The organism is Aeromonas sp. s10, from assembly GCF_040907975.1.
In the GTDB taxonomy this organism is placed as follows: Bacteria; Pseudomonadota; Gammaproteobacteria; order Enterobacterales; family Aeromonadaceae; genus Aeromonas; species Aeromonas caviae.
Map to the genome: position 1 here is coordinate 206,687 of NZ_JBFOCV010000041.1, position 24,230 is coordinate 230,916.

General features: G+C 61.9%; 28 protein-coding genes. 13 read left to right on the forward strand and 15 right to left on the reverse strand.

From position 1 onward, the window contains the following. Positions 1-4 precede the first annotated feature (4 nt). The 4 genes from AB5Y59_RS15605 to AB5Y59_RS15620 form a co-directional block, all read right to left on the reverse strand. A complete protein-coding gene (locus AB5Y59_RS15605) occupies positions 5-1,360 on the reverse strand; it encodes a CmpA/NrtA family ABC transporter substrate-binding protein (RefSeq protein WP_368212294.1) in 1,356 nt (451 codons plus the stop codon). Between the two features lie 344 nt (positions 1,361-1,704). Next, on the reverse strand, positions 1,705-2,289 hold the full coding sequence (locus tag AB5Y59_RS15610; RefSeq protein ID WP_010675452.1) for an ANTAR domain-containing response regulator: 585 nt from the start codon (positions 2,287-2,289) through the stop codon (positions 1,705-1,707). Between the two features lie 125 nt (positions 2,290-2,414). Next, positions 2,415-3,173: a uroporphyrinogen-III C-methyltransferase gene (cobA, locus tag AB5Y59_RS15615; protein WP_010675453.1), complete on the reverse strand. Its 759-nt coding sequence runs from the start codon at positions 3,171-3,173 to the stop codon at positions 2,415-2,417. A 28-nt stretch (positions 3,174-3,201) separates the two neighbouring features. Beyond that, the gene (locus AB5Y59_RS15620) at positions 3,202-5,826 is read right to left on the reverse strand and encodes a molybdopterin-dependent oxidoreductase (protein WP_368212296.1); all 2,625 of its coding nucleotides are present in this window, start codon (positions 5,824-5,826) and stop codon (positions 3,202-3,204) included. Positions 5,827-6,111: 285 nt separating this feature from the next. Here AB5Y59_RS15620 and AB5Y59_RS15625 point away from each other — a divergent pair, with 285 nt between their 5' ends. Further along, positions 6,112-6,615: an RNA methyltransferase gene (locus AB5Y59_RS15625; protein ID WP_323887227.1), complete on the forward strand. Its 504-nt coding sequence runs from the start codon at positions 6,112-6,114 to the stop codon at positions 6,613-6,615. A 105-nt stretch (positions 6,616-6,720) separates the two neighbouring features. On the opposite strand, the gene AB5Y59_RS15630 is transcribed toward AB5Y59_RS15625, so the two are convergent. Next, entirely contained in the window at positions 6,721-7,464 is a 744-nt protein-coding gene (locus AB5Y59_RS15630) for a hypothetical protein (RefSeq protein WP_042016889.1), read from the reverse strand. Positions 7,465-7,658: 194 nt separating this feature from the next. On the opposite strand from AB5Y59_RS15630, the gene AB5Y59_RS15635 reads away from it, so the two are divergent. Then, a complete protein-coding gene (locus AB5Y59_RS15635; RefSeq protein ID WP_010675457.1) occupies positions 7,659-8,090 on the forward strand; it encodes a universal stress protein in 432 nt (143 codons plus the stop codon). A gap of 157 nt (positions 8,091-8,247) precedes the next feature. Here AB5Y59_RS15635 and AB5Y59_RS15640 read toward each other — a convergent pair whose 3' ends face one another. The 9 genes from AB5Y59_RS15640 to AB5Y59_RS15680 form a co-directional block, all read right to left on the reverse strand. After that, a complete protein-coding gene (locus AB5Y59_RS15640) occupies positions 8,248-8,883 on the reverse strand; it encodes a murein L,D-transpeptidase catalytic domain family protein (RefSeq protein ID WP_042016892.1) in 636 nt (211 codons plus the stop codon). A gap of 156 nt (positions 8,884-9,039) precedes the next feature. Then, positions 9,040-10,293, reverse strand: coding sequence for a glutamate-5-semialdehyde dehydrogenase (locus AB5Y59_RS15645; RefSeq protein ID WP_368212298.1), 1,254 nt, complete (start codon positions 10,291-10,293; stop codon positions 9,040-9,042). Positions 10,294-10,328: 35 nt separating this feature from the next. After that, the gene (gene proB / locus AB5Y59_RS15650) at positions 10,329-11,432 is read right to left on the reverse strand and encodes a glutamate 5-kinase (RefSeq protein WP_010675460.1); all 1,104 of its coding nucleotides are present in this window, start codon (positions 11,430-11,432) and stop codon (positions 10,329-10,331) included. Positions 11,433-11,577: 145 nt separating this feature from the next. After that, positions 11,578-11,970, reverse strand: coding sequence for a sigma factor-binding protein Crl (gene crl / locus AB5Y59_RS15655; protein ID WP_042883291.1), 393 nt, complete (start codon positions 11,968-11,970; stop codon positions 11,578-11,580). 62 nt (positions 11,971-12,032) lie between these two features. Beyond that, positions 12,033-13,301 carry an esterase FrsA gene (gene frsA, locus AB5Y59_RS15660; RefSeq protein WP_368212299.1) on the reverse strand — a complete coding sequence of 423 codons (1,269 nt, stop codon included), beginning with the start codon at positions 13,299-13,301 and terminating at the stop codon, positions 12,033-12,035. Between the two features lie 174 nt (positions 13,302-13,475). Further along, positions 13,476-13,943 carry a xanthine phosphoribosyltransferase gene (gene gpt, locus AB5Y59_RS15665; protein ID WP_039040347.1) on the reverse strand — a complete coding sequence of 156 codons (468 nt, stop codon included), beginning with the start codon at positions 13,941-13,943 and terminating at the stop codon, positions 13,476-13,478. 109 nt (positions 13,944-14,052) lie between these two features. Then, the gene (locus AB5Y59_RS15670) at positions 14,053-15,099 is read right to left on the reverse strand and encodes a tyrosine-type recombinase/integrase (protein WP_104452397.1); all 1,047 of its coding nucleotides are present in this window, start codon (positions 15,097-15,099) and stop codon (positions 14,053-14,055) included. Further along, complete coding sequence (locus tag AB5Y59_RS15675) at positions 15,096-16,307, reverse strand: acyltransferase family protein (RefSeq protein WP_368212300.1); 1,212 nt, start codon at positions 16,305-16,307, stop codon at positions 15,096-15,098. Before AB5Y59_RS15675 ends, AB5Y59_RS15670 begins: the two co-directional genes overlap by 4 nt. A 30-nt stretch (positions 16,308-16,337) precedes the next feature. Beyond that, positions 16,338-17,090 carry a helix-turn-helix transcriptional regulator gene (locus AB5Y59_RS15680; protein WP_368212302.1) on the reverse strand — a complete coding sequence of 251 codons (753 nt, stop codon included), beginning with the start codon at positions 17,088-17,090 and terminating at the stop codon, positions 16,338-16,340. Positions 17,091-17,348: 258 nt separating this feature from the next. Between AB5Y59_RS15680 and AB5Y59_RS15685 the strand changes: the two genes are divergently transcribed. The 6 genes from AB5Y59_RS15685 to AB5Y59_RS15710 are packed head-to-tail and all read left to right on the forward strand — an operon-like array spanning position 17,349 to position 19,385. Continuing rightward, a complete protein-coding gene (locus AB5Y59_RS15685) occupies positions 17,349-17,657 on the forward strand; it encodes a hypothetical protein (RefSeq protein ID WP_158656249.1) in 309 nt (102 codons plus the stop codon). A 33-nt stretch (positions 17,658-17,690) separates the two neighbouring features. Further along, complete coding sequence (locus AB5Y59_RS15690; RefSeq protein WP_104455399.1) at positions 17,691-18,206, forward strand: phage regulatory CII family protein; 516 nt, start codon at positions 17,691-17,693, stop codon at positions 18,204-18,206. A gap of 11 nt (positions 18,207-18,217) precedes the next feature. Continuing rightward, positions 18,218-18,475 (forward strand): ogr/Delta-like zinc finger family protein, encoded by a 258-nt coding sequence (locus AB5Y59_RS15695; RefSeq protein ID WP_167824660.1) that lies wholly within the window; start codon positions 18,218-18,220, stop codon positions 18,473-18,475. Next, a complete protein-coding gene (locus tag AB5Y59_RS15700; protein WP_223956217.1) occupies positions 18,472-18,690 on the forward strand; it encodes a hypothetical protein in 219 nt (72 codons plus the stop codon). The genes AB5Y59_RS15695 and AB5Y59_RS15700 overlap by 4 nt, the downstream gene beginning before the upstream one ends. Positions 18,691-18,705: 15 nt before the next feature. Then, positions 18,706-19,149 (forward strand): hypothetical protein, encoded by a 444-nt coding sequence (locus tag AB5Y59_RS15705; protein WP_368212304.1) that lies wholly within the window; start codon positions 18,706-18,708, stop codon positions 19,147-19,149. An 11-nt stretch (positions 19,150-19,160) separates the two neighbouring features. Beyond that, the gene (locus tag AB5Y59_RS15710; RefSeq protein WP_341722670.1) at positions 19,161-19,385 is read left to right on the forward strand and encodes a hypothetical protein; all 225 of its coding nucleotides are present in this window, start codon (positions 19,161-19,163) and stop codon (positions 19,383-19,385) included. A 17-nt stretch (positions 19,386-19,402) separates the two neighbouring features. Here the strand turns inward: AB5Y59_RS15710 and AB5Y59_RS15715 are convergent, their stop codons facing one another. After that, positions 19,403-19,660, reverse strand: coding sequence for a hypothetical protein (locus AB5Y59_RS15715; protein WP_005308783.1), 258 nt, complete (start codon positions 19,658-19,660; stop codon positions 19,403-19,405). Positions 19,661-19,940: 280 nt separating this feature from the next. Between AB5Y59_RS15715 and AB5Y59_RS15720 the strand changes: the two genes are divergently transcribed. From AB5Y59_RS15720 to AB5Y59_RS15740, 5 genes are all read left to right on the forward strand, one after another. Next, the gene (locus AB5Y59_RS15720; protein ID WP_319916698.1) at positions 19,941-20,258 is read left to right on the forward strand and encodes a hypothetical protein; all 318 of its coding nucleotides are present in this window, start codon (positions 19,941-19,943) and stop codon (positions 20,256-20,258) included. Further along, positions 20,255-20,476 carry a hypothetical protein gene (locus tag AB5Y59_RS15725; RefSeq protein WP_139392791.1) on the forward strand — a complete coding sequence of 74 codons (222 nt, stop codon included), beginning with the start codon at positions 20,255-20,257 and terminating at the stop codon, positions 20,474-20,476. Before AB5Y59_RS15720 ends, AB5Y59_RS15725 begins: the two co-directional genes overlap by 4 nt. A gap of 68 nt (positions 20,477-20,544) precedes the next feature. Continuing rightward, entirely contained in the window at positions 20,545-20,916 is a 372-nt protein-coding gene (locus AB5Y59_RS15730; RefSeq protein WP_368211598.1) for a hypothetical protein, read from the forward strand. Next, the gene (locus AB5Y59_RS15735) at positions 20,913-21,920 is read left to right on the forward strand and encodes a phosphoadenosine phosphosulfate reductase family protein (RefSeq protein WP_368211599.1); all 1,008 of its coding nucleotides are present in this window, start codon (positions 20,913-20,915) and stop codon (positions 21,918-21,920) included. Before AB5Y59_RS15730 ends, AB5Y59_RS15735 begins: the two co-directional genes overlap by 4 nt. Further along, positions 21,917-24,230: replication endonuclease (locus AB5Y59_RS15740; RefSeq protein WP_368211601.1), on the forward strand; the 2,314-nt coding region annotated here is incomplete at its 3' end. The genes AB5Y59_RS15735 and AB5Y59_RS15740, both read left to right, overlap by 4 nt.

The following is a 24,230-nucleotide window of genomic DNA, read 5'->3' on the forward strand; positions in this document are numbered from 1 at the left end:
TTGCTCATTGCACCCGCTCATCGCCCTTGAGGCCGATGGCGAACTGTTGCAGGTAGGCGTTGGGGTGGCGGCCGTCGTAGATGAGGCCGTCGATGAAGCCATCCTGGGGGCCGCGATAGCCCTGCTCGCTGGCAAAGTCTGGGAAGTCACTGGCCTTGAGCTTGCCCTCGGCGATGAGGGCCTCGGCGGCCTGGCGATAGACGTCCGGTTGATAGACGGCCTTGGCCACCTGCTCGAACCAGGCATCCGGCCTGGCTTCGGGGATCTGGCCCCAGCGCCGCATCTGGGTCAGATACCAGATGGCGTCGGAGTAGTAGGGATAGGTGGCGTGGTGGCGGAAGAAGACGTTGAAATCCGGCACCTGGCGCTTGTCCCCCCTGGCGTACTCGAAGGTGCCCGTCATGGAGTTCGCGATCACCTGCTCGTCCGCCCCCACGTACTCGGGTTTGGCCAGCAGCTTGGCCGCCGCGCGCCGGTTGCCGTTGTCGTCTGCATCCAGCCACCAGGCCGCCCGCAGCAGCGCCTTCACCAGCCGCACATGGGTGTTGGGATGACGCTCGGCCCACTGCCGGGTGACGCCGAACACCTTCTCCGGGTTGTTGCGCCAGATCTCGTTATCCGTGATGACGGGCACCCCTATGCCCCTGGCGACCGCCTGCTGGTTCCAGGGCTCCCCCACGCTGTAGCCAGCGATGGTGCCCGCCTCCAGGGTGGCGGGCATCTGGGGGGGCGGCGTCACCGACAGCAGCACGTCCGCCTGGCGCTGGCCCGAGTTGTCCCCAAGCTTGGGCGCATAGAAACCGGGATGCAGGCCACCTGCCGCCAGCCAGTACCTCAGCTCGTAGTTGTGGGGGGAGACGGGGAAAACCATTCCCATGTTGAAGGGCTTGCCCTCCTGACGATATTCCGCCACCACGGGCTTGAGGGCGGCGGCGCTCACCGGGGGCGGCACCTGGCCCGCCTGCGGCCTGGGCAACTGGGGCGCCATGGCGGCCCAGACGCTGTTGGCCACCGTGATGGCGTTGCCGTTGAGATCCATGGCAAACGCCGTCACCAGCTCGGCCTGGGTGCCGATACCGATGTGGGCCGCCAGGGGCTGGCCCGCCAGCATCTGGGCACCGTCCAGCTCGCCGTCTATCACCCGATCCAGCAGGATCTTCCAGTTCGCCTGGGCTTCGAGGGTGACGTAGAGTCCCTCATCCTCGAAATAGCCACGCTCGTAGGCCACCGCCAGCGGCGCCATGTCGGTCAGCTTGATGAAGCCGAGCCTGAGCTCCTCCTGCTCCGGGGCTCCCAGTGCCAGCACCGGCAGCGACAGCGCCGCCAGCAGCATCCCCGCACATCCTTGTCGTCCGTTCATTGCATCTCCTCCCTCGGTTCCGGGTCAGGGCCATGGCGCCAGGCTGCCTGGAATCGCAGTGCCACCTCGTTGCAGCGCTGCGACCCAAGGTGCGTCGCGACCAAAAAAAAGCCCCGCCGATCCGGGATCGGCGGGGCTTCTTTGCCCTGTTGCGGGTGAGTGACCTGACCGGCCCCTCACTGCGCATCGTTACTTCATTGCTATCGTGTTTTTGTTATTCACTTTCCGTGCCAGCTCGTCCAGGGTGCATCAGGCGGCCCTTTGCGGTCTGTGGTGCCCTGATCCTCCCTCAAATTTGCCTCAATTAGGCGCAGTTGCACCAAAACGGTTGGCCACGGGAGCGCTCAGGCGGGCAAAGCCTGCAGCAGTTGCCGCGCCAGCTCCCCCAGGCTCAGGTGACGGCTCATGGCGGTGCTGCGCATCAGGCGATAGGCCTCGTCCTCGTCCAGCCCCTGATGGCGCATCAGGCGTCCCTTGGCCTGCTCGATGAGCCGCCTATCCTCCAGCTTCTGGCGCAGCTCGCTCTCGGTCTGCATCAGGGCCTGCACCATGGCGAGCTGACTGCGGGCCAGGCGCAGCCACTGCTCCACCGGCTCACGCTCGCCGCAAGGGTGGGGCACCAGCAACACCCCCTGCTGCAACAGGGCGAGCTGGGTATCGCCCCCCAGCCGCTCGCAGAACAAGAGGCGCGGCATGTCGGGCCAAAGGGAGAGGCCAAGGCGTACCTCGGCGCTGAACTGGCGGCAACTGACGAGCAGGGCATCCCCCCTCTGCGTCGGCGTCAGCAACTGGCGGGTATCGAGGATCCCGGGCTGATGGCCGTAGTGACTGACCAGCAGGGCCAGGCGGTTCGCCTGGCCCGGGTCATCGGCGTGGATCAACAGCCGGGAAGCGGGGCCGTCCTGGCCCCGGGTGGAAAAAGTGGTCATGGCGCTCCTTGCCGGCGACGATCGCGTTCTGTCTGGCGAAAATGCCGCAACATGAAGGCCAACTCTTTGAATCTACCTCCTTTTTATCTATCAGGAGGTAGTGGGGGTAGAGGGAAAATCGCCCCTCAGGCGACCCGTTCCAGGGCCTCCGTCAGCAGCCCCTGCAGCTCGGCGCGCAGCCGCACCACCTCCCCCATGATGATCAGCACCGGGCTCTGGCCCAGCAGGGCACGGGCGGCCTGCTCCAGGCCATCGAGCGTGGCCTCGTGCACCTGTTGGCGGGGGCTGCAGCCAGCCACCACCAGGGCCACCGGCAGCGCGCCCGGAGCCCCAGCCCTCAACATCCCTTCCCGAATGCGGGCCGCCCGCTCCAGCCCCATGTAGAACACCAGGGTGTGGCCCGCCCGGGTCAGCCCCTGCCAGCCCTGATAGTCGCGCTCGTCCATCAGGTGCCCCGTCACCAGGGTCAGGGAGCGGGCCAGCCCCCTGTGGGTCAGGGGAATGAAGCTGCTGGCGGCGCACCCCAGGGCCGCCGTGATCCCCGGCACCAGCTCGGCCTCGATGCCGTGCCGGGCCAGGTGTAGCGCCTCCTCGCCACCGCGCCCGAACACCAGGGGATCCCCTCCCTTGAGGCGCACCACCCGCTTGCCCGTGCGGGCCAGGGCCAGCAGCAGGGCGTTGATCTCCTCCTGGGTCGGGCTCGGCTCACCACAGCGCTTGCCCACGTCGAAGCGGGCCGCCCCGTGGGGAATGCGGGCCAGGATCTCGCTCCCCACCAGGCGGTCATAGACCACGACCTCTGCCGCCTCCAGACGGTGCAGGGCGCGCAGGGTCAACAATTCGAGGGGCCCGGGGCCCGCTCCCACCAGACTGATTTGGCTCATCTCAGGCTCCTTGTGTCCTGGCACCGCACTAAGCGGATGCCAGGAAAACATGTTTGATCAACAGCTTGTCGATTTCGGGCAGACAGGTGCCGCAGTTGCTGCCACAGCCGAGCAGGGCCTGCAGCCCCGCCAGCTCGCTCACTCCCTGCCGGGTGATGGCATCGACGATGCGCTGCTCCGAGACCCGCAGGCAGGAGCAGACCAGCCGGCTCTCCCCGGCCAGGGCCTGGCTCAGGGTCTGGCTCAGGGCCCCCGCCTGGAGCGGCGTGCCGAGCAGACTGGCCAGCAGGTCGACCTTGATGTCCGGGCGCCGCACCCCCACCAGCAGGATCCCCTCGATACGATCTCCGGCCAGGGCCACGGCCAGCCACCCCTCCTTCATGGGCAGCCTGAGCCAGTGCCCCTCGGCCCCCAGCCGTTGCCACAGGCTCTCTGTGCTCTCTGACCAGGAGGCCAGCAGGGTGCAGTTCCCCTCGGGCAGGGGACGCCTGGCCCACCAGTCCACCGGCTCGCGCCACTCACCACGGCCACACCAGATCCCTTGCCAGCGGGTGAGCTGCGCCCTGGCCTGCACACGCCCCTGTTTGAACATCGGCTGGCCGGAAAGGGGATCCACCACGGGGGCGATGAGGCGGTTGACCGCCCCCTGGCTGCACTGGCTGTCGGTCCAGTGCATGGGCAGGAAGGCCTCCCCCTCCCTGAGCCCCTCATCCAGCCCCACCAGCAGCAGCGCCTCCCCGAGCCCGTTGCAAAGGCGCACCAGATCCCCCTCCTTCACGCCAAGCGCCAGCAGGCTGGCGGCTCCCATCCGCACCCTGGGCCAGGGCTCGGCCTCCTGCAACCGGGGTACATGGCCGGTGCGGGTCATGGTGTGCCACTGATCCCGCAGGCGGCCACTGTTGAGGAGCAGGGAGACAGCCCCTGCAAGCGGGAGCGTTTCTGGCTGCTCGGGGAAGCGCTGGGCCAGGGCCAGCAGGCGGGCCCGGCCATCCGGGGTGGCAAAGCGCCCATCCTCAAACAGGCGGGCCCTCCCCTGGGGCCAGTCAGCGTTGACGGGCCAGCGCAGGGGTTCCAACGCCTCGAATTCGGCACGGGTGAGACCCGCCAGCCCGGAGATGTCGAACTGGCGGGATCCGTCGTTCTCAAACCCGGAGAGGGCGGCATGCTCGCAGAAGATCTCGTGCTCGTGCTCATAGGCGAACCCCTCGCCAAAGCCGAGCCGACGGGCGAGCCGGGTCAGGGCCCACCAGTCGGGCCTGGCCTCCCCCGGCAGGGGAAGGAAGGCGCGCTGGCGGCTGATGGTGCGCTCGGAGTTGGTGACGGTCCCGCTCTTCTCCCCCCAGGCGGCGGCAGGCAACAGCAGGTGGGCGAGGCGCGCCGTGTCGGTGTTGGCCGTCACCTCGGAGACCACCAGCAGCTCGCAGCGGCTCAGGGCCTCGCGCACCCGGTTGCCGTCCGGCAGGGAGACCGCCGGGTTGGTGCCGAGCACCCAGAGCGCGCGGATCTCCCCCCGGTGCACTGCCTCGAACAGCTCGACGGCCTTGTGCCCCGGCCCGCGCACCATGGTCGGGCTTCCCCAGAAGCGCTGTACCCGATCGCACTCGGCCTCGCCAAAGCCCATGTGGGCGGCGAGCTGGGTCGCGAGCCCTCCCACCTCACGCCCTCCCATGGCGTTGGGTTGCCCCGTCATGGAGAAGGGAGCCGCCCCCGGCTTGCCGATGCGACCGCACATCAGGTGGGCGTTGATGATGGCGTTGGCCTTGTCCACCCCCTGGTTGGACTGGTTGATCCCCTGGCAGAACAGGGTGACGGTCTTGGGGGTACGGGCAAAGAGCTGGTAGAAACCGAGCAGATCGCTGCGGGAGAGGCCGCAGCTGCGGGCCACCTCGTCCAACTGCCAGGCGGGGTCGTCCAGCGCGCCCGCAAGTTCCTCGAAACCGCTCACGTGCTGCGCCACATAGGCCTTGTCCCAGCCATCTACATCGAGCAGGTAGCGGCACAGGCCGTTCCAGAGCGTCACGTCGCTGCCGGGTTTGAGCGCCAGATGCAGATCCCCCTGCTCCGCCGTCATGGTGCGGCGAGGATCCAGCACCACCAGCTTGAGCTCGGGGCGCCGCGCCCTGGCCTGCTGCAGGCGGCGAAACAGCACGGGATGGGTCCAGGCGGTGTTGGCACCGGTGAGCACCACCAGATCGGCGAGCTCGAGATCCTCGTAACAGGCGGGCACCAGATCCTCCCCGAAGGCGCGCTGGTGGGCCACCACCGCCGACGACATGCAGAGCCGGGAGTTGGTGTCCACGTTGGCACTGCCGAGGTACCCCTTCATCAGCTTGTTGGCGACGTAGTAATCCTCGGTGGTGAGCTGGCCCGACAGATAGATGCCGATGGCATCCGGCCCGGACTCGGCCAGGATGGCGGCAAAGCGCTCCGCCAGGGTGTCCAGGGCCTCCTCCCAGCCGATGCGCTGCCCCATCCAGCGCGGATAGAGCAGGCGGTCGGGAAAGGCCAGGCTCTCCAGCAGGCTGGCCCCCTTGACGCACAGGGCGCCGCCGTTGGCCGGATGCTGCTCATCCCCCTGCAACTGCCAGTTGTCACCCTCCCGGCTCAGCCGGATGCCGCACCCCACTCCGCAATAGGCACAGGTGGTCTTCATTCCCTTGCTCCTTGTCATGTGTCTGACGAGGGGCCCATAAAAAAAAGCGTCCGCCCCCCTGCGGGGACGGACGCCTTTGTCCGGATGCCTCATCGTCTTGTATGGGGAAGTGACTGCAAACCCCGCGCCAGGATGCAAGGGGCGCCGCCATTGCGTATCAGGGTGTCGGGCTGCGCCGCCACGGTGCAGCCGCCCCCTTGTTGGGCCCGCCTTGCGGGAATCCGCCCCGCACACTGGGCAAGGGGCCCACCGGGGGTATAATGCGCCGCCACACAGGAGAGAGAGATGAAAGTGTCAGATGAAGACGCTGCCGGGCAGCACCGGGCAGATGCCCGGGAGAGAGGGGACTATTGCGCCATCGGGCTGGTCAATCCCAAATCCCCGGAGAACGTGGGTGCCGTGATGCGGGCCGCCGGCTGCTACGGGGCGGACGAAGTCTACTACACGGGGCAGCGCTTCGAGCTGGCGAGGCGTTTTGTCACCGACACCAAGCAGATGGTGGAGAAGATCCCCCTGCTCGGGGTCGAGGAGCTGCTGGACTTCGTGCCCGAGGGCTGCATCCCTGTGCTGGTGGATTTGATCGAGGGGGCCACGCCCCTGCCGGATTACGTGCACCCCGAGAGAGCCTTCTACATCTTCGGCCCGGAGGATGGCACCCTGGAACCCGCCCGCTTCGCGGCGGTGAAGGAGGTCATCTATGTGCCGACTCAGGGTTGCATGAACCTGGCCGCCTCGGTCAACGTCATCCTCTATGACCGGTTGGCCAAGACGCTCAGAGCCAAAGACTAAGGGCGGGGCAAGACGTTATCTATTACGACCGGCTGGCCAAGACGCTCAGAGCCAAAGACTAAGGGCGGGGCAAGAGGGGCCCGATGACGGCATCAGGCCCGACAGCTAGGGCTGTGGCTTGTTCGCCCGCACCACCTGCTCCCTGAGAAAGTCCTGGTAGTAGTCGTAGAGCTTGTTCTGCCGATAGATCTCCGCCAGCTTGCCCTGCCTTATCAGGGTACGCATGCCGGGATCCCAGAGCCCGTGCAACTCCCTGCCCTTCGGGGTATCGGCGAAGATGGGGTAGGTCGGGATCCAGCGCAGGAATACCTGTACCAGCTCGGGGGGAAGGGAGCCTTCGGGGTAGAGGGCGCCGTCGGTCAGGTAGTAGCGGTAACGCCCCTTGATCAGCAATTGCAGCGCCATCTCGTGGCTGTCTATCTCGAACCAGCGCATCGGCTCCGGGATGAACTTGTCAAAGGCCCACCCCCTCAGCCAGAGCACCTCCTGCTCCTTGAGGCTGTGCTCCCCTGCCCAGTGCGGCAGCCAGCGCTTTTGCATCACCACGCTCACGTAGTCCGCCGAGTCGGGGTAGTCGGGCTGATGGACCCCGGGCACTTCTCCCCGATAGACCCCCATCGCCATGTCCCCCTCCTTTTGCGACACCACCGCCAGTGCCCGTTTGTAAGGCACCATGTGAAGCTTCACCTCGTGCCCCAGGGGTTCATAGATGGCTCGAACCACATCCAGATAGACCCCCTTGCCGTCCCGGTGACAGAAGCCGGGCCAGTCGTCGCAATAGACGTGTATGGTGTCTGCCCGCACGAACGAGGTGATCAGCAGGCAACAGAACAGAAAAAGACGAACCATGAATATCCTCAGTGATATGGCACTCGGCAGATGCTCACCGCCGGACGGCCCGTTCAGGCATACAGATAGCATAGAAAAACAGAGTCCCGGCCGACATTTTCCCCATTTTGCGAGCGGGTCGAGGGTTATTGTCGCCCCACAGCGTATCATGGCAAACAAGATTCATTAGTAGCCCAACTTGAGGGGAGATTCTCATGCCAACCATCAAATCCCTGCTCTGCCCCGTCGATTTCTCCGAGATGTCCAGAGCGGTACTCGACTACGCCGTCTTCATGGCCAACACCCACCAGGCCGAGCTCAAACTGGTCCACGTGGTGGATCAGCTGCACGGCTTCGACAGCTACAAGATCCTGCACATGACGGCCATCGAGATCACCCACGAGATGGAACGCCAGGCCAAGAGTCAGCTCAAGGAACTGGTCGCCTGCCTGCCCATTCCGGCCAAGTTCGAGGTCCGCTTTGGCCGCGCCGCCGATGAAATCGTCCTCCAGGCGAAGGAAGACAAGGTGGATCTCGTGGTCATGGGCAGCCATGGCCGCTCCGGCATCAGCCACCTGCTGGTGGGCAGCGTGGCAGAATCCGTGGTGCGCCACGCACCCTGCCCCGTGCTGGTGGTCCGCAAATAATCCCCGCCTGATGCGCCAAGGCCAGCATATGCTGGCCTTTTTGCTGTTGATTGCCATGGGATGCTCATCTCAGAACCGGTGCACGAGGGATAACGAGAGGTCGTCGGCAAGGTAGAGCGCCACCCACCAGCCCTGGTAACGCCCTAGCAGCAGGGTCTCAGCCATGGGCATAGATGACGCTCCCTCCCTTGATGGTGTCGATGATCGCCCTGGACTGCTCCCTTGGCAGGGCCGGGCATCCCCAGCTGCGCCCCAGCTTGTCAAACTTCTGCAGATGCCTGGGGCTGGCATAATCCGCCCCGTGCACCACGATGGCGCGCTTGCGGGCATTGCTGTTCTTGCCGGGACTGAGGCCGTCGAGACGCAGGGAGTAACCGTGCTTGCCCTGATAGGTCTCGGCGGTGCGGTAGACCCCCAGGGAACTTTGCCGGGAATTCATCTGATTGGAGAACTGGCGGGCGGCCAGCTCCCCCGAATTGCGGCCGTGGCTGACCCAGGTGTGGTAGAGCAGCTTGTGGCGCTTGACGTCGATGACGAACAGCCGGCGCATGGTCGAGGGCTTGCTGTAGTCGATGATAGTGAGAATGGGTTTTCGCTTGTGGCGCACGCTCTGGTAACCGTCCAGGGCCTTGCGAAACACGCGGCTGTCGAGCTTGCCCGCCAGCCCGAGCTGACGATAGAGATCCTGGTCCCAGCTGGCGTGGCTGGCGCCGCTGAAACAGAGCGCCCCCAGCAGCAGTGGCAGGCTCAGCCAGAGGCTGCCCCACCACGCACTCCTATCCTGTCCCTTCATCCTTGAAGTTGCTCCCCTTGCTGTCGCTGGCCTGATGCCCCGGGTGACACCGCATCCTGCTGGATAGTTATATGCAAGCCATTGATTGCGAGCAATAAAAAAGCACAAAAATGCCGACCTGAGTCGGCATTGTCCTGCTTGCTGAGCGTGCCTGGATCAGGCACGGCTGAGATAATCCGCCTGCCCCACCCACTTGTAGCTGGTGAGTTCGGTCAGCCCCATGGGGCCACGGGCGTGAAGCATCTGGGTCGAGACCGCCACCTCGGCCCCGAGGCCAAACTGGCCGCCGTCGGTGAAGCGGGTGGAGGCGTTGACATAGACCGCCGCCGAACCGGCCCCGTTGACGAAACGCTCGGCATTGGTGAGGGAGTTGGTCAGGATGGCATCGGAGTGGCCGGCGTTGTGCTCGCGCATATGGGCGAGCGCCTCGTTGACGTCCGCCACCACCTTGACCCCCAGGGTCAGCCCCAGCCACTCGGTGTCGAAATCTTCCGGCCCCGCGTCGCACAGGTTGTCGCTGCCAGCCAGCAGCGCCATGGCGTTGGGCGCCCCCACCAGAGTCACCTTGCGCTCGTTCATCAGAGCCACCAGTTGCGGCAGCAAGGTAGCCGCCACCTTCTCGTGTACCAGCAGGGTATCGAGGGCGTTGCAGGCGGAGGGGCGCTGCACCTTGGCGTTCTCGATGACCGCCAGGGAACGCGCCAGATCGGCGCTCTCGTCCACGAAGATATGGCTGATACCGAACCCGCCGATGATGACGGGGATGGAGCTGTTCTCCTTGCACATCTTGTGAAGACCCGCGCCGCCGCGGGGGATGATCATGTCCACGTAGCGGTCGAGGCGCAGCAACTCGGCCACCAGCGCCCTGTCCGGATTGTCGATGTACTGCACCGCCGCCTCGGGCAGGCCGGACGCTGCCAGGGCATGCTGGATCACCCGCACCAGCTCCAGGTTGGAGTGGAAGGTCTCGCGACCGCCGCGCAGAATGCTGGCGTTGCCGGTCTTGAGGCAGAGGCTGGCGATGTCGATGGTGACATTGGGGCGCGCCTCGTAGATGACGCCGATGACACCGATGGGCACCCGGCGACGGGAAAGGCGCAGGCCATTCTCCAGCACCCGGCTGTCGATTTCGGCCCCGACCGGATCATCCAGGGTGATCACCTTGCGCACATCCGCCACGATGCCGGCAAGGCGCGCCGGGTTGAGCAGCAGGCGATCCAGCATGGCTTCCGTGAGCCCCGCCTCGCGCCCGGCGGCGATGTCTTTCTCGTTGGCCGCCAGGATCTGGGCACTGCGTGCTTCCAGTTCATCGGCGATGGCCGCCAGCGCCCGGTTCTTCTGTGCCGTGCTGACGGTGGCCAGTTGATAGGCGGCTTCACGGGCCGCCTGCCCCATTTTCTCCAGACTCATCACAGTTCCCTTTTGTTCATGCGGTGCCGCCCTCTTCAGAGCAGCACCATGTCATCACGGTGGATGGCCACGGCCCCATAGCCGTAACCCAATACCTGTTCAATCTGATCCGAGTGGACACCCCGCAGCCGATCCAGCTCCAGATGGTCGTAACGGCAGATACCGCGAGCCAGCTCGCTCCCCTTGGGATCCAGGATACGCACCACGTCGCCACGCACGAAATCACCCTTCACCGCGACGATGCCCTTGGGCAGCAGGCTGGAGCCCTTCTCCTGCATGGCGGCCACGGCCCCCTGATCCACCTGCACTTCGCCGTGAGGAGGGGGCCCTGCCAGGATCCAGCTCTTGCGCCCTTCCAGGGGAGATGCCAGGGCCGGGAACAGGGTCCCCACCCGCTCCCCGGCGGCGAGTCGGCCGATCACTTCCGGGATCTGGCCGGTGGCGATCACCACGTCCACCCCGGCCCGGCGCGCCACGTCGGCCGCCTGCAGCTTGGTGGCCATGCCACCGGTGCCAAGGCCGCTCACGCTGTCACCGGCAAGGGAGCGCAGGGTGTCGTCTATGGTCTGCACCTCTTCGATGAGCTGGGCATCCGGGTTGGTGCGCGGGTCGGCGGTGAAGAGCCCCTTCTGATCCGTGAGCAGGATCAGCAAGTCCGCATCCGCCAGGATGGCGGCACGGGCGGAGAGGTTGTCGTTGTCCCCCACCTTGATCTCGGCGGTGGCCACGGCGTCGTTCTCGTTGATGACGGGGATGATGCGGTGATCGAGCAGAGTGCGCAGGGTGTCGCGGGCATTGAGGTAGCGCTCCCTGTCTTCCAGGTCGGCGCGGGTCAGCAGCATCTGGCCGATGTGCAGCCCGTAGAGGTTGAACAGGTCCTGCCATACCCGGATGAGCTGGGTCTGACCCACCGCCGCCAGCATCTGTTTGTTCGGCAGGGTAGGCGCCAGCGGAGGGTGGCCCAGATGCTCACGACCGGCGGCGATGGCCCCCGACGTGACCAGCACGACACGGTGCCCGTGTCGATGCAAGGCGGCACATTGTCTGACCAGCTCGACCATGTGGGCACGGTTGAGGCGGGCAGATCCCCCGGTGAGCACGCTGGTGCCCAGTTTGACGACTATGGTTCTGTTTTCCATGGGAACGAAGGGTTAGAAAAGTAAGGAATCCCTTTATACCCACGGCCCCCCTGCCCTGCAAGGCAATTAAGCCTCGCCAGGCAGTTGCGGGCTCGGTGACAAAGCATCGGGGTACCCCGCACCGGGAAGATGCGGGGCTTGGGGATCAGGCTGCCGTCACGCTCAGTTCGGCAGTCACTTGCTTCGCGGGGGAGAGAGTACACTCCAGCTGGGTCAACTTGCCGCTGATGAGCTTGTAGAAATGTTGCAGGGTGCGTTCCACTTCCGCCTGATGCTTCTTGGGCAGCGCCTTGTCGATCCACTCCCCGTCCGCGTTGTAGAACCCCGTCTGATAGTGGTAGCTGAAGCTGTGATCCTCCTGCTCCAGCACCAGCCACCAGCCCCAGAACTCCCGCTTGTCCGGGGCAGGCTTGGCGCTGACACAGACGGACAGGCAGTCAAAGCGGTAGCGGCCCTCCTCGCACAGGTCTTCACGCAAATAGGGGCCAATGGCCGCGAACTGCCGCAGCAATCGCTTGTAAGTCACTCTTTCTGACATGCTAACCTCCCTGTTGAACAAGCCATACCATCACATGGTGATGTTACATTTTTAGTTTTATATCATGTACATAAGTGCTTTTTGAGCCAATCTACCGTCTCTTTCAGTGCCTCGTCATAGACCTCGAGCAGTGGCTGCTTGTCAAACACCACCGCCTTGCCGTTGCGACTCGCAGCGGCCAATGCCCGGACATCCTGCTCGGGACAAATAAAATCTTTCTTGTGCCCGATACTCAATATCGGCACGGAAGTGCGACTCCCCAGCAATCCCTGGGTCTTGAGGGAGAAGACCTGACACTTGGTGCGCAGCAGATCCCACTGGGCCGCGTCCGCCCCCAGCCGGTTCGCCAGCCCGTCGCGCATCATGCGCGGGCAGCGGGCGAACATCTCCTGATTGGTGAACACCTGGTTGATGCCGGCACCGATGCAGACCACAGTCCGAAGCTTGAATGGCTCGACGAAGGCGAGACGGGCCGCCACATTGCCGGCGAGGCGGAACCCCACCATGGCGATGCGCTGGTGATCGACCCAGGCCACCTCCGAGAGGTAGTTGAGCACCGCCTGGTGCAGGCGGCTGGTGTCCTGCACCAGGGGCCAGTGCTCGGCATAGCCGGTGCCCGGCATGTCCAGTGAGAGCATCCCGATGCCGTGGGGCTCGAGACACTTGAAATAGAAGTTGAGGAAGTCCACCTGAAGCGAATCGATGCCACCGCTGACGATGACCAGGGGCACAGGTTTCTCGGTGGTGGGCAGATGCAGATAGCCCTGGATGGTCTTGCCCCGAAACGGGACCTGCAACTCCTTGAGGGGCACCTTGAACAGGCGTCCGGCCTCGCGATAGGCCATGTTGCCAAGCAACTGGGCCTGATCCGCCAGCTCGTCGTGCTTAAGGTGGGGGTAGCTTGCGATGGAGTAGTAGCGCACGGCCTTGAGCAGGCTCTTCAGTGCCGCGGCGCGATCCCCTTCCCCCAGCAGCATCCGCCCCGTATTGAAATAATGGCCGGCGAGCTGGCTCCACTCATAGACCCAGTTGCCGGGCACATAGCCCTTGATGGTGTCCAGATAGCGTTCGTGACTGCGCTCCCCCTGCCCCATGGCGATGTGCGCCAGGGTCTGCTCCACCTCGACGGGATCGGCCCCCTGCCAGGCCCAGGTCGGTCTGCGCAGCAGGCGATACCAGCGGGGCGACAGGGCGCCATCGATGAAGCTGTCAGACAGTGCGCTGTCTTGCTCGTCGACGGGGCTCGAGTTGGAGACTTCGGAAGTTTCCAATACCTTTTTGACCCGGGTAAACAGCTTTTCCGTCAGATTGGTATCGTCGTTTGGTTCCAAAATAGTGGCTCTTCTGTCTCAAACAATGTCCCATCTTAACCACTTTTCACATCGAGCAGCCACACCAGAAACGCATTGAGCCCCAAAAGGGGCTCAATGTGGTCAACCTTGCATCACGACGGATCAGTCCGCTCCCAAATGCCGGGGAGTCACTGGTCGCGACCGGTGCGGCGATTACGCTTCGTCGCAGATCGGCTTGGCGAACTCCAGCGCCATGTCCCAGGGCTGTTCAATCCAGGTGTCCTGCGGAATGGCGACTTCGAAGTCGTCCACCAGGGGTTCGCCCATGGGCTTGGCGAAGATGGTGATGAACTTGGCTCTGGGGTAGAGCTCGCGGATCGCCTTGGCGGTGCCGCCGGTGTCCACCAGATCGTCCACCACCAGCCAGCCTTCGCCGTCACCTGCGGTGGTGGCAGCCTTCACCACCACCAGCTCGCGCTGGTTGTCGTGGTCATAGCTGGAGATGCAGAGGGTTTCGACATTGCGAATGCCAAGTTCGCGGGCCATCAGGGCCGCAGGCACCAGACCACCGCGGCTGACGGCGATGATCCCTTTCCACTGGCTGACAGGCAGTTGACGACGGGCCAGACGGCGCGCTTCGCGTTGCAGGTTATCCCACGATACATAGAATTTCTTAGGCATAGTAATTGGCTCAACGACTTACAGTTAAAACAAAGGGTTAGCGCGCAACATCACGCGGTATCACGCATTCCATGCGGAGCTCTGCCGCCACTTTGCCGCCATTTTTCACCTATGAGTGAGGGCTGATCAGAGGGTTTAATCTGACCGCGTCATCCAAATGTTCGGGGGCAAAATGGGCGTACCTCATGGTCATGGTGATGGTGCTGTGACCGAGGATTCGCTGTAGGACAAGGATATTACCACCATTCATCATAAAATGGCTGGCAAACGTATGTCTGAGCACATGAGAAAGTTGTCCCTCCGGCAGGTTCACCCCGGATTTTTGCGCGGCATACTCAAATGCGTCATAGCAGGGAGGGAACAACCTGCCTTCATGGATGCCGCGTTTGGGGATCAGTTCATAGAGCTCTGGCGAGATGGGGACCGAGCGATTGCGCTTGCTCTTGGTCTGGGTGAACGTCAGCCGATACTTGCTCACCTGGGCGCTGGTCAGCCCCTGCACCTCAGACCAACGCGCCCCGGTGGCCAGACAGAGTTTGACCACCGTGGTCAATGCCGGCACCCGGGAGGTCGCGCAACTGGCCAGCAGCATGTCGATTTGCGCTGCCGTGAGGTAGGTCATCTCCGATTCATGGGTTTTGACCTGCCGCAAGCCAGTCAATGGGTGGGGGTTCACCCACTCCCCCAATCGGATCAGCTCCCCAAACACCGCATTCAGCAAGCGCTGTTCGTCGTTCACCGTTTTGGGCCCAGCGGCCCGGTCACGGCAGCGACCAGGGAAGATGATGGCTCCAGTGAGCCGCCCTTCCCGGTACGTGGCGAAATGCCCCTTGTTGAGATCGACCGCATAGGGGTTGCCCATCGCCTCGGCCATCAAGTCGAGTTTGCGCTTGACCTGTTCGCCAGAGACCAGTGTCTGCCCATGCAAACGGAACCAGAGGTCGATGACGTCGGACAAGCGCCGCTTGTCTTCGGTCACCTTGTTGGCGGTGAGCCAAGGGTTGCTGTTGCTCTCTTCCAGCAACCACTTTTCCCAGGCCAGCGCCTCGCCCTTGGTGGCGAAGCGCTTGCGCTTGCGCGGACCCTCACGGCCTTGGGGGTAGACTTCGGCAAGCCAGAGGCGTGGCTTGCCGTCGTCGAGTTTTCGGACGGTCATTTTAAGTTAGCTGTTAATAGTATTTCTTTGGAGGTTTCATCTGAATTAATTTGCACTGGTTTTTTTATAAACGTTTTTTCCACAAGAAAGTAGTTACAGAAACTTAGCATTACCATTAAGAGCGATGAGATAACAAAATAAAGTGGGTAAGATGGCGCAGATGAAAACATCAACCCAACTAAATTCAATGCCACCCCGTGAAGAATGTAAACGCTATAACTTACCTTCCCACCTAGCCTGAACAACCGAAGAGATAAAAAGGAATAAATCGAGTTGTTTGAGCATATAAACAAAAGAACAAGCGAAATTAGCAGAACTGGGACTAACTCATAAGAGGTCGCGTAGTCGCAAATATACACCCCAAATAAAACAAGGGGGATGATGCCGACAAATGGGTTTTTCAAGAAAGAAGTTATTATTTTGCTTTCAGATCTAACCAGTTCGGCAATAATGAACCCAAGCGCAAATGAAAGTGATATGGCAAGAGTTTTTACAGTGATATATCCGAACTTATTTGCAAGAAACAGCCACGATATTAAACAGACAATGAAAACAAAAGATTTCCTCCTAGAGGTGGAAAAGACACCCATAAATGGGACTAGAAAATAGAAGAACCACTCTAAGGTAAGAGTCCACAGGACTCCAGAAACGATAACCCACCCGGGTATCACGCCGACACTATAAAAGCCAAAATAGCCAAAGCTGATAGATGATGTGAGGAATGCAGCAATATTCTTAATGCCCCATCCATCATTAGTACCGGATGCTATACCAATTATGAACGCCAAGACAACGCATGTAATATATCCGGGAACGATTCGACGCAGGCGCCCCGTATAAAAGCTTATCGAATTTATAATCCCCTTTGAATCAACCAGTTTCCCATAAAATAGAAAACCAGTAATCATGAAAAAGAATAGCACTGATGACTGCCCAGCATGCACATATAATTTTGAAGCTACAGAGTGCCCATACTCAAACAGTCCGTTTGGACTAAAGGAACCATTGAAGTGATAGTTATAGATCATTCTTGAATGATGTATAAACACAGCTGTCGCAGCCAGCCCCCGCAAACCATCTAAGTATTTGTATTTTTCAGTAGCGCCTAAGTCTTTCTTTGCAACTTTTGTTTTAGACAGCAAAAAATAAAATAAAAATGGTATAAGCAATGATAGGTAAAATGTTGCTGCACTCAATTCATATTTCATCGACTCAGTGATTCCATATGTTGGTTTGAATCAAAACTTCTTCCCTGCCCATGCCACGCGGCCGACGATATGCACATCGGCCCGTTGGTCCTTGGTCACCACCTGGGTTTCATAGCCAGGATTGTCAGAGATGACCTTGATCCCGCCGAGCACGTCGAATTGCAGCCGCTTAACCAGCAGGCTGTCGCCAATGCGCAGCACATAGAGGCCATCGCGCAGGGCATCGCCGTTGCACAGGCTCACCAGGATGATGTCGTTATTGCTGATGGTGGGCTCCATGCTGTCGCCCTTGGCCCGGATGACCGCCAGCCGCTCCGGTGCCAACCCCTCTTTCTTGAGCCAGTCGGTGCGAAACGCCATGGGCTCGGTTTTCAGCTCGTCGGAGACGGTGGCGCCGAACCCGGCCGAAGCAAACACCTGGTAGCAGTCGACCAGGGTGTAATCCTGCATCTGGTGGTAAGCAGCGCTGGATTCTGCGAGCCCAGTCGTATCGTCACCCTGAGCTGCACGTGCATAGATGGGGACTTCGGGGTGCTCTGTCGCCTGTTCAGGTTGCTCTCCCAAACCAAGGCAGAGCCAGAGGAACAGCCGCGGTTCGTGCCCGCAGATTTGAGAAACCAGCCCGATGGAGGGCATCGTTTCACCTAGACAATATTTCCTGACAACCGCATCACTCACGCCGACTCTCCGGCCAAATGAACTATAAGTCTCTCGACCTACCAGTTGTTTCATCCTCTTGGCAAAATCTTCCAAATCAAAGGCTGTGCCGTTAAGAATCTCCATAGATTTACACCCCTGATCACAGACTCACACTTTTAGGTTGCGCGATATCGCATCAGCGGATACTCTTACTTAAAATCAGCAGTGCACACCAATTGTCGGAATCGTGAGTGCATTTCTGTCTACAGGTAAAAAGTAAACGCATAGGGGCGCAGTATGACGCAACGTGACACCGAAAAACAGCCTTTAGGGGCGCATGCCGCACCGATAGGTGACGCTGTTCAACCTCCAGTTGACCAACTGGCAGAAGTGCTGCGCCAGTTGGAAACCATCAAACAGAGCCTTGCGCTCACCATGCTGCCGGCCATTCCGCTGGACGCCTTCCTCACCATGCTGCGGGACGAACTCAAGTTCGACCTGCCACTGCGCACCGCCCAGGACATGATCAGCGACGGGCGCCTGCCCATCGTTCCCAAACTGCGTGCTGGCGATAAGCCGTGGGTCAATCTGCACCGCTGGCGCGAGATGACCAAGGAGCCGGAACACTACTTCAAGTTCGTTCATGAGAACTCCCGTCGTCGTGTGGCCAAGGATTCGACCAGCAAGTCGCGCCAGCGCGCTGCTGCTTGACCTAACGGTAGCGATTGAGCACAGGGGGATAAAGTGTCAAACCAGCGCACTCGTTCACACAGCCACTTTGCAGGGGCCTGCGACCTGTTCAAGCAGGCGCACAACATCAGCCAATTGGCTGAAACCATCGGCATGTCACACCACGTGCTGCACAACAAATTCAACCCGGCGTGTGAGCGGCACAACCTGACTGCGCACGATCTCATCGCCCTCTACCACGCCACCGGCGACGACACCCTGTTTGATGGCATGCTGTTTGACTGCCAACTGACCGCCGTTCGTCTGCCGGATGCCGCCCAGGTTGCCCCAGAGGCCCGCGCCCAGCAGGCGCTCAATGCAGGGGCCCAGATCCTGGGCGTCACGGCCCAGGCCACCACCCTCCTCGCCGGTGACCGCGTCACCAAATCACACCGAAACACCGTCGTCACCGGCATCTGGGCAGGCATCGAGCACCTTGTGTTGCTGGCTACCGAGGTCGAGGACCGCTTTCACGCCATCCCCAGCCTTGCGTGCGCTGCTGATATGGCCCGCGCCGCCATCGGCGCATAGGAGACCAGACCATGAGATTGATTTGCCCCCACTGCGGTTACCACGCGAATACCCGCAACTCCACCAAAATGAGCCCGCTGACAGGCCATGCCTATTACGCCTGCAGCAATGTCGACTGCGGCCACACCTTCAAGGCGGCGTTTGAAATCGTCGGCACCATCAGCCCATCTGCCATGCCCAATCCGGCCATCGTGCTGCCGTTCTGCAAGGGCGTGGGCAAAAACCACAAAACCATGTCGAAGAGCGTCCCGCTCAAGGAGTCAGCATGAAACTGCGCGCTGAGCAGCCGGGGCTGATTCCGCTGCCGTTTTTGCTGTTCAACCGCGCCACCATCGTCACCAGCGGTGACGAGCCGGTGATGCGCAACACCACCCGTTTCGACGGCAGTTATCTGGAAGACCAACGCGGCCGCCGTGGCGCGCTGCGCTTCCAGCCGTGCCATCAACCTCGCCCGCTCTGGCTGACCAAGCTGCTGCAGGCATAACCGGAGGGCCGCCCCATGAACACCGCACAGATTTTCGAGCTCGTTCAACAGCCCAGCGCCGCAGAGGTGGCGCTGGCAGAGATGCGCGCCCAGTTCGGCCGCAATGGGGCGGCCAGCCGCTGGTCACGCCTGCCGACCCGGGCCCGCGCCGTCATCTGTTACGCCGCCGGGTTATCGACCACCTATGGCACCCGCGAGCTGGACCAGTTCGATTTTGACCAACAAGAGGCGATCCGCCTCGCCCTGGGGGAGTTGCTCGCCACCCTGCACGAGTTTGATGGCGGCGTGCTGCACCGCCGTGAATGGCACCGCCCCACTGGCCGCAGCAAGGGACCAACCCGCAGCGAGCGGGAGCAGGCAGAACACCAGAACAAGCAGCGCGCCTTGCTTAACGAGAAGGCGAGCACATTGGAAGGCCGCATCGCGGCACTGAGAAAGGCAGCCGGGAACGGCCAGTAAGGAGACAGACCATGCACAACATCCAGCAATCAACCATCAGCGACATCGCCAGCCGTTTCGAGAAAACCCTGATCGATACACCCGATCACCGGCGAGAGGATCGGGCTAAGGAACTGGCGGTAGAGGCAAGCAAACAGGCAAGAGCGGCGGGCGTTCAGATCGACTTCGGCCTCTACATTCCCAAAGCACTGGCGGCCATTGAGCGGCATGAAGGGGCACAACAAAGCGGCCACTGAGGCCGCTAGAGGGAGGGTTATTTAGTCACCACGAAATGACCATCTCGCCCTGTGCCCTGGTACTTGTCTCGCAATCCCAGCCCACCCAGGAACTGGTCGATGGCGACAAAACTGCCCAACCCATAGGCCTTGATGGTGCAGTAAATCTGGCCGGATTCATTCTCAACGACCAGCGGGTAGTCAGGGCCATCGTCGACATCTTTCTTTACGAATTTGGCCAGTTGTTCGTGAAAAGCAGGTTTCGCAGCTTCGGGATGGTACTTGATGTCGAACATCACTCGCTCCTTGGAATGTATTGAAAACCTAAAGAAAAACCCCGCTTTAACGGTGTTACAGCACCAGCGGGGTTTCCATCAGCAACTGAGGTAACTGATATGCGCAATGTAGCGATTTCGAACGCACTACGCAATGTGAAGGAGTGCCATTGGCATCTGGCCAGACTGGCACGGCGCCGCAATATGACTCGCTCCGACGACATCGCGGCACAGCACCATGCCGCCAATGCACATGCCTGGCGCTCGCTCTGGCTGAATCTGAACACCAAAGGGGGCCGACATGCATGATGACCTGTTCGAACTGGAGCCGCCGGTCGACGAGCTGGGTGGCGCCGAATCTGGACCCGCCCATATGCAGCCGCCAGCACCGGTCAGCCCACTGACCAAGCACTGGGAAGCAGCGCAGGAGGAGTTCAACACCTCGGGCAGTGATGCCCGCCGAAACCGCAACATCGCCCAGGAGCTGCTGGCACTTGGCGCCATCCGCGCAGTTTATTGGCTGGCGCTGGGTGGCGGTGAAGTCGCGCTGGCCACAGAGATCGCCGAGTGGTGGGCCGAGTGCGAGCCACTCCATGGACTGGGGGAGACCATCAAATGAGCCACCAACAGCAGATCGACCAGTGGGTCGACAAAATGCTGAACGCCGAGGCGCGCCTGCACGGCCTGCAGCTTGACCTAGTCGAGCTGCGCGCAGATGGTCCCCATGGCCAGCGCACGCCGGCCAGAACCCATCTGACCTTGTGCCGCCAAGCTCGTCAGGCTGCCCGTCAGGCATCGAGCAATATCCAGTCTCTCTACACCGGAGGCGCCATCTAATGACTCACCAGAAACCAGCCGGGCTTGCCCCGGCTTTGGGCGTCGTGCGCCCTGCAAACAGCCATATCGTGACGCTTGAGCCATGCACCAAGTGCCGCCAGATGGCGGTTTGTCTACCGGTAGCGGGCCGACACGGTCGCCGCTCTTACCCCTACTGTGTCGAAACCTGCTGGCCACTGGCCCGCGCCGCCAGTGAAACCGTGCTGAAGACCGTCCCGGCCAACGCCCGCCCCTCGATGCGCTGCAGTTGCTGCGGCGAGTTCAGCCATGTGCGCCCGGTCATCCTGGGCGGTAACCGGCTCACCAGCCTGTTTTTCTGCGAGGCCACCTGCTGGTCTGATCGGCTCGCCACCCTGGACATGGTACCGACCTGCTCCACCTGCGGCCGCTACCTGCAACCCAACGAGTATGTGAACGGCAAGTGCGGGGTGTGTAAATGAACCACAACATTATTTCTGTTTCCGGCGGCAAAGACTCCACTGCCACTCTTCTGCTGGCAATCGAGCGGAACGTCGAGAACCTGCAAGCAGTTTTCTGCGATACCGGTCATGAGCACCCAGAAGTCTATGCCTACCTGAACTATTTAGAGATACGGCTAGGCATTGCCATTCGAAGGATCAAGCCGGATTTTTCTATTCAGCTCGGGAGGAAACTGGTCACTGTGATGACGAAGTGGCGCTCTGAAGGAGTGCCAGCGGAGTTCATCAAACGAGCCAGTGAAGTCCTGACCCCAACAGGGATACCATTCCTTGACCTTTGCCTACTCAAAGGGCGCTTCCCCAGCGCCATGGCTCGGTTCTGCACCGAAGAACTGAAGCGCAACCCAATGCAACAGCAAGTGCTATTCCCTCTGCTGGAAGACCATGAAACAGATGAGGTATGGAGCTGGCAAGGTGTGCGCGCAGATGAGTCAACATCGCGCTCAAAACTGCCTGAGAAAGATGAGGTGCGTGATGGCCTGATCAACTACCGCCCGATCCTTACCTGGACTGCGCAGGATGTTTTCGAGTTTCACCGCAAGCATGGTGTGAAATGGAACCCCCTCTATGAGCAGGGCTTGAGCCGTGTTGGCTGCATGCCTTGCATCATGTGCCGGAAAGACGAGCTGCGTGAAATTGCTAACCGCTGGCCGGAAGAGATCGAGCGCGTCGCAGAGTGGGAACGACTGGTGAGCATGGCCAGCAAGCGCGGGGCATCCAGCTTCTATGGCCCGCGTGTCGCGGGTGGCAGTCAGTCAGTCGAGATGATGACGCATGAAGAGGCTCAGGATCTGCTGAACATCAATCGAGTGGTTGACTGGTCGATGACTGGCAGGGGTGGAAAGACGTTTGATATGTTCGCCCGCCTTGCTCCTGACGTTGGTTGCTCCAGCGCTTATGGACTTTGCGACAACCCAGTTGTTGATCGTAGCGGTACTGACACCCGACAAGGGGATGTCGCATGATCGACTCCATCACCAACCTGCACGGCATCCAGCTCCCACAGCACTACCTGGTCGGGCACCACGCCATCAATATGGCCGGGGCGGCCGAGCAACTTGCCCGCATCGAGTGGCACGTTGCCAAGCCGCTGGCCGCGACCTTCCTGCGCCGCTACCCGGCCAACTCCAAGACCGCCAACATCTGGCTGCGCCGCATGGTCGATACCTGCGCCGCCGCACAGAGCCGGTTCCCGGTACCGGTGATCGACCTGCGCAACGATGTGCGCCGCGAGCTGGTTGCCGCCGAGTGGGCCCGTCGCTGCCAGCAACTGCTGGCGGCGGCGGGCCATGAGCGCACCGCCACGGAGCTGCTGGCCGATATCGGGGCCCAGGCCAAGGCGTGGCACTTCTGCCCCACCCTGCCGGTTCACCCACGCACCAAGGTGGAGCGCCTGTTGGGTCGCCCCCTGAGCCAAGAAGAGCGGGACGACCTGGCCGACGAGGTGGACAAGTTCGAAGGGGCCGCCGCCAGCCTGCTGGTGCGCCTGCTCGACGAGTCGTGGTGGCTGCGCAAGATCAACCGCGCCTGGGCCATCTACTGCGAGCTGATTGCCATCCTCACCGGCCAGGTGCGCAAGGGGGTCAGCCCCTACGCCAGTGCGCACGCAGTGCGTGAGTTCACCCAGCGTAAAGCAGCCCAGCAAGCCTGGATGGCAGGCATGAGCGCCGTCAATGAGGAGCTGGGGCAAGAGATTGACCTGGTTGATGCGGTGATGGGCTCGGTCGCCAACCCCGAGATCCGCCGTCATGAGCTGATGGTGCGCATGCGCGGCTTTGAGGACATGGCGCAGGATCAGGGCAAGTTGGGTCTGTTCCTGACCCTGACTGCCCCCTCCAGCTATCACGCCTGGCGCCAGGGCAGCAAAGACAAGGCGAAGACCTACCAGAACGAGAAGTTCAACGGCGCCTGCCCGACCGAGACCAACCGCCTGCTGTGCAAACAGTGGGCCCGCTTTCGGGCCGCCTTGGCCCGCGAGGGGATCATGGCCTTCGGTTTTCGGGTGGTGGAGCCGCACCACGACGGAACCCCACACTGGCATTGCCTGCTGTTTATCAACCCCGAGCACCAACGCGACTTTCTGACCCTGCTCGCCTACCACTTCACCGCCGCCGAACGGGCCGAGCTCAAGATGCCCAACGGCGACCAGCTCGATGCGCTGGCCGAGATGAAAATCCGCAACAAGATGCCGCGCATCAAGTGGCTGCTCGATGTGAACAGCCCGGCGGTGGTCAAGGCCATCAACCCACGGGTGAACTGGAAGGAGATCGACCCGACCAAGGGCAGCGCCACCGGGTATATCGCCAAATACATCGCCAAGAACATCGACGGCCACAAGGTCGGGATGGACTACGAGGCAGAGGCACCGGTCGACCACACCACCATCGCGGTGGCGGCCTGGGCGAGCTGCTGGCGTATCCGCCAGTTTCAGCAGATTGGCGGCCCTGCTGTGAGCGTGTGGCGCGAGCTGCGCCGACTGGGTGACGAGGTGATCGAGTGGGATTGCATTTTGGAAGCCGCCCGCACCGCAGCCGACAACAACCGCTGGGGCGACTTTATCGACGCCATGGGCGGCATTGACCTGCCCCGCAAAGAGCACCTGATCCGCCTCTCCAAGCGCCTCGATGAAGCCGCCAACAAGTATGGCGAGGATGTGCTGCGCCTGATGGGGGTGATTACCGACATCGGCCAGACCACCGCCATCACCCGCACCGAGGGTTGGCAGATAGTGCGCAAGGGGGTCAACGGGTCGGGTTTGGGCGAGCAGCGCGAGCCTGCAGTGAGCGAGCGCAGCGAGTTGCCCTCAGGCGGCGGCAGCCGCCCCCCTCGGAGTTCTGTCAATAACTGTACGAAAGGATCCAAATCGGGGGTGAAAGGATCCGCTCTGGCTAAAGAGCTGGGCCGAATGGGTCTTGATGAAAGCAACGCCGCCCTGCTGCTGCACGGCAGCATCATCCACGCCGACGGCCAATATGTGCGACTGGTCGGCGATCGGCTGATTGTGAGCCGCAACTGGCCGGGTGCCGGCGATGCCGTGGCCGACCAGCTGACCGCCGAGGCCGAGGCCGAGCAGGCCAGCAAGCGGGCAGCCAGCAGCGATACGCTGAAACAGCAGGCCCACGAGCTGATGCACTCAGGCGGCAGCGTCACCGAATGGCTGGCCGCCCTGCCGCTGGCGCAGGCCGAAGAGGCGATCGCCATCTTCACCCGCCTGCTGGATGACGAAGAGGACCGGGCCAGTTACCAGCCCACCGAACAGGAGCAGGCCCGCGTCG

Bases quoted from the DNA above. Each gene is read 5' to 3' on its own strand.
- AB5Y59_RS15715 (WP_005308783.1), bottom strand. From the start codon at position 19,660: ATGTTCGACATCAAGTACCATCCCGAAGCTGCGAAACCTGCTTTTCAC.
- AB5Y59_RS15680 (WP_368212302.1), bottom strand. From the start codon at position 17,090: ATGGAGATTCTTAACGGCACAGCCTTTGATTTGGAAGATTTTGCCAAG.
- AB5Y59_RS15695 (WP_167824660.1), top strand. From the start codon at position 18,218: ATGAGATTGATTTGCCCCCACTGCGGTTACCACGCGAATACCCGCAAC.
- AB5Y59_RS15670 (WP_104452397.1), bottom strand. From the start codon at position 15,099: ATGACCGTCCGAAAACTCGACGACGGCAAGCCACGCCTCTGGCTTGCC.
- AB5Y59_RS15610 (WP_010675452.1), bottom strand. From the start codon at position 2,289: ATGACCACTTTTTCCACCCGGGGCCAGGACGGCCCCGCTTCCCGGCTG.
- AB5Y59_RS15725 (WP_139392791.1), top strand. From the start codon at position 20,255: ATGAGCCACCAACAGCAGATCGACCAGTGGGTCGACAAAATGCTGAAC.
- cobA (WP_010675453.1), bottom strand. From the start codon at position 3,173: ATGAGCCAAATCAGTCTGGTGGGAGCGGGCCCCGGGCCCCTCGAATTG.
- AB5Y59_RS15605 (WP_368212294.1), bottom strand. From the start codon at position 1,360: ATGAACGGACGACAAGGATGTGCGGGGATGCTGCTGGCGGCGCTGTCG.
- AB5Y59_RS15635 (WP_010675457.1), top strand. From the start codon at position 7,659: ATGCCAACCATCAAATCCCTGCTCTGCCCCGTCGATTTCTCCGAGATG.
- AB5Y59_RS15700 (WP_223956217.1), top strand. From the start codon at position 18,472: ATGAAACTGCGCGCTGAGCAGCCGGGGCTGATTCCGCTGCCGTTTTTG.
- AB5Y59_RS15675 (WP_368212300.1), bottom strand. From the start codon at position 16,307: ATGAAATATGAATTGAGTGCAGCAACATTTTACCTATCATTGCTTATA.
- AB5Y59_RS15705 (WP_368212304.1), top strand. From the start codon at position 18,706: ATGAACACCGCACAGATTTTCGAGCTCGTTCAACAGCCCAGCGCCGCA.
- AB5Y59_RS15625 (WP_323887227.1), top strand. From the start codon at position 6,112: ATGAAAGTGTCAGATGAAGACGCTGCCGGGCAGCACCGGGCAGATGCC.
- AB5Y59_RS15620 (WP_368212296.1), bottom strand. From the start codon at position 5,826: ATGAAGACCACCTGTGCCTATTGCGGAGTGGGGTGCGGCATCCGGCTG.
- AB5Y59_RS15735 (WP_368211599.1), top strand. From the start codon at position 20,913: ATGAACCACAACATTATTTCTGTTTCCGGCGGCAAAGACTCCACTGCC.
- AB5Y59_RS15720 (WP_319916698.1), top strand. From the start codon at position 19,941: ATGCATGATGACCTGTTCGAACTGGAGCCGCCGGTCGACGAGCTGGGT.
- AB5Y59_RS15640 (WP_042016892.1), bottom strand. From the start codon at position 8,883: ATGAAGGGACAGGATAGGAGTGCGTGGTGGGGCAGCCTCTGGCTGAGC.
- crl (WP_042883291.1), bottom strand. From the start codon at position 11,970: ATGTCAGAAAGAGTGACTTACAAGCGATTGCTGCGGCAGTTCGCGGCC.
- AB5Y59_RS15710 (WP_341722670.1), top strand. From the start codon at position 19,161: ATGCACAACATCCAGCAATCAACCATCAGCGACATCGCCAGCCGTTTC.
- AB5Y59_RS15630 (WP_042016889.1), bottom strand. From the start codon at position 7,464: ATGGTTCGTCTTTTTCTGTTCTGTTGCCTGCTGATCACCTCGTTCGTG.
- proB (WP_010675460.1), bottom strand. From the start codon at position 11,432: ATGGAAAACAGAACCATAGTCGTCAAACTGGGCACCAGCGTGCTCACC.
- AB5Y59_RS15645 (WP_368212298.1), bottom strand. From the start codon at position 10,293: ATGAGTCTGGAGAAAATGGGGCAGGCGGCCCGTGAAGCCGCCTATCAA.
- gpt (WP_039040347.1), bottom strand. From the start codon at position 13,943: ATGCCTAAGAAATTCTATGTATCGTGGGATAACCTGCAACGCGAAGCG.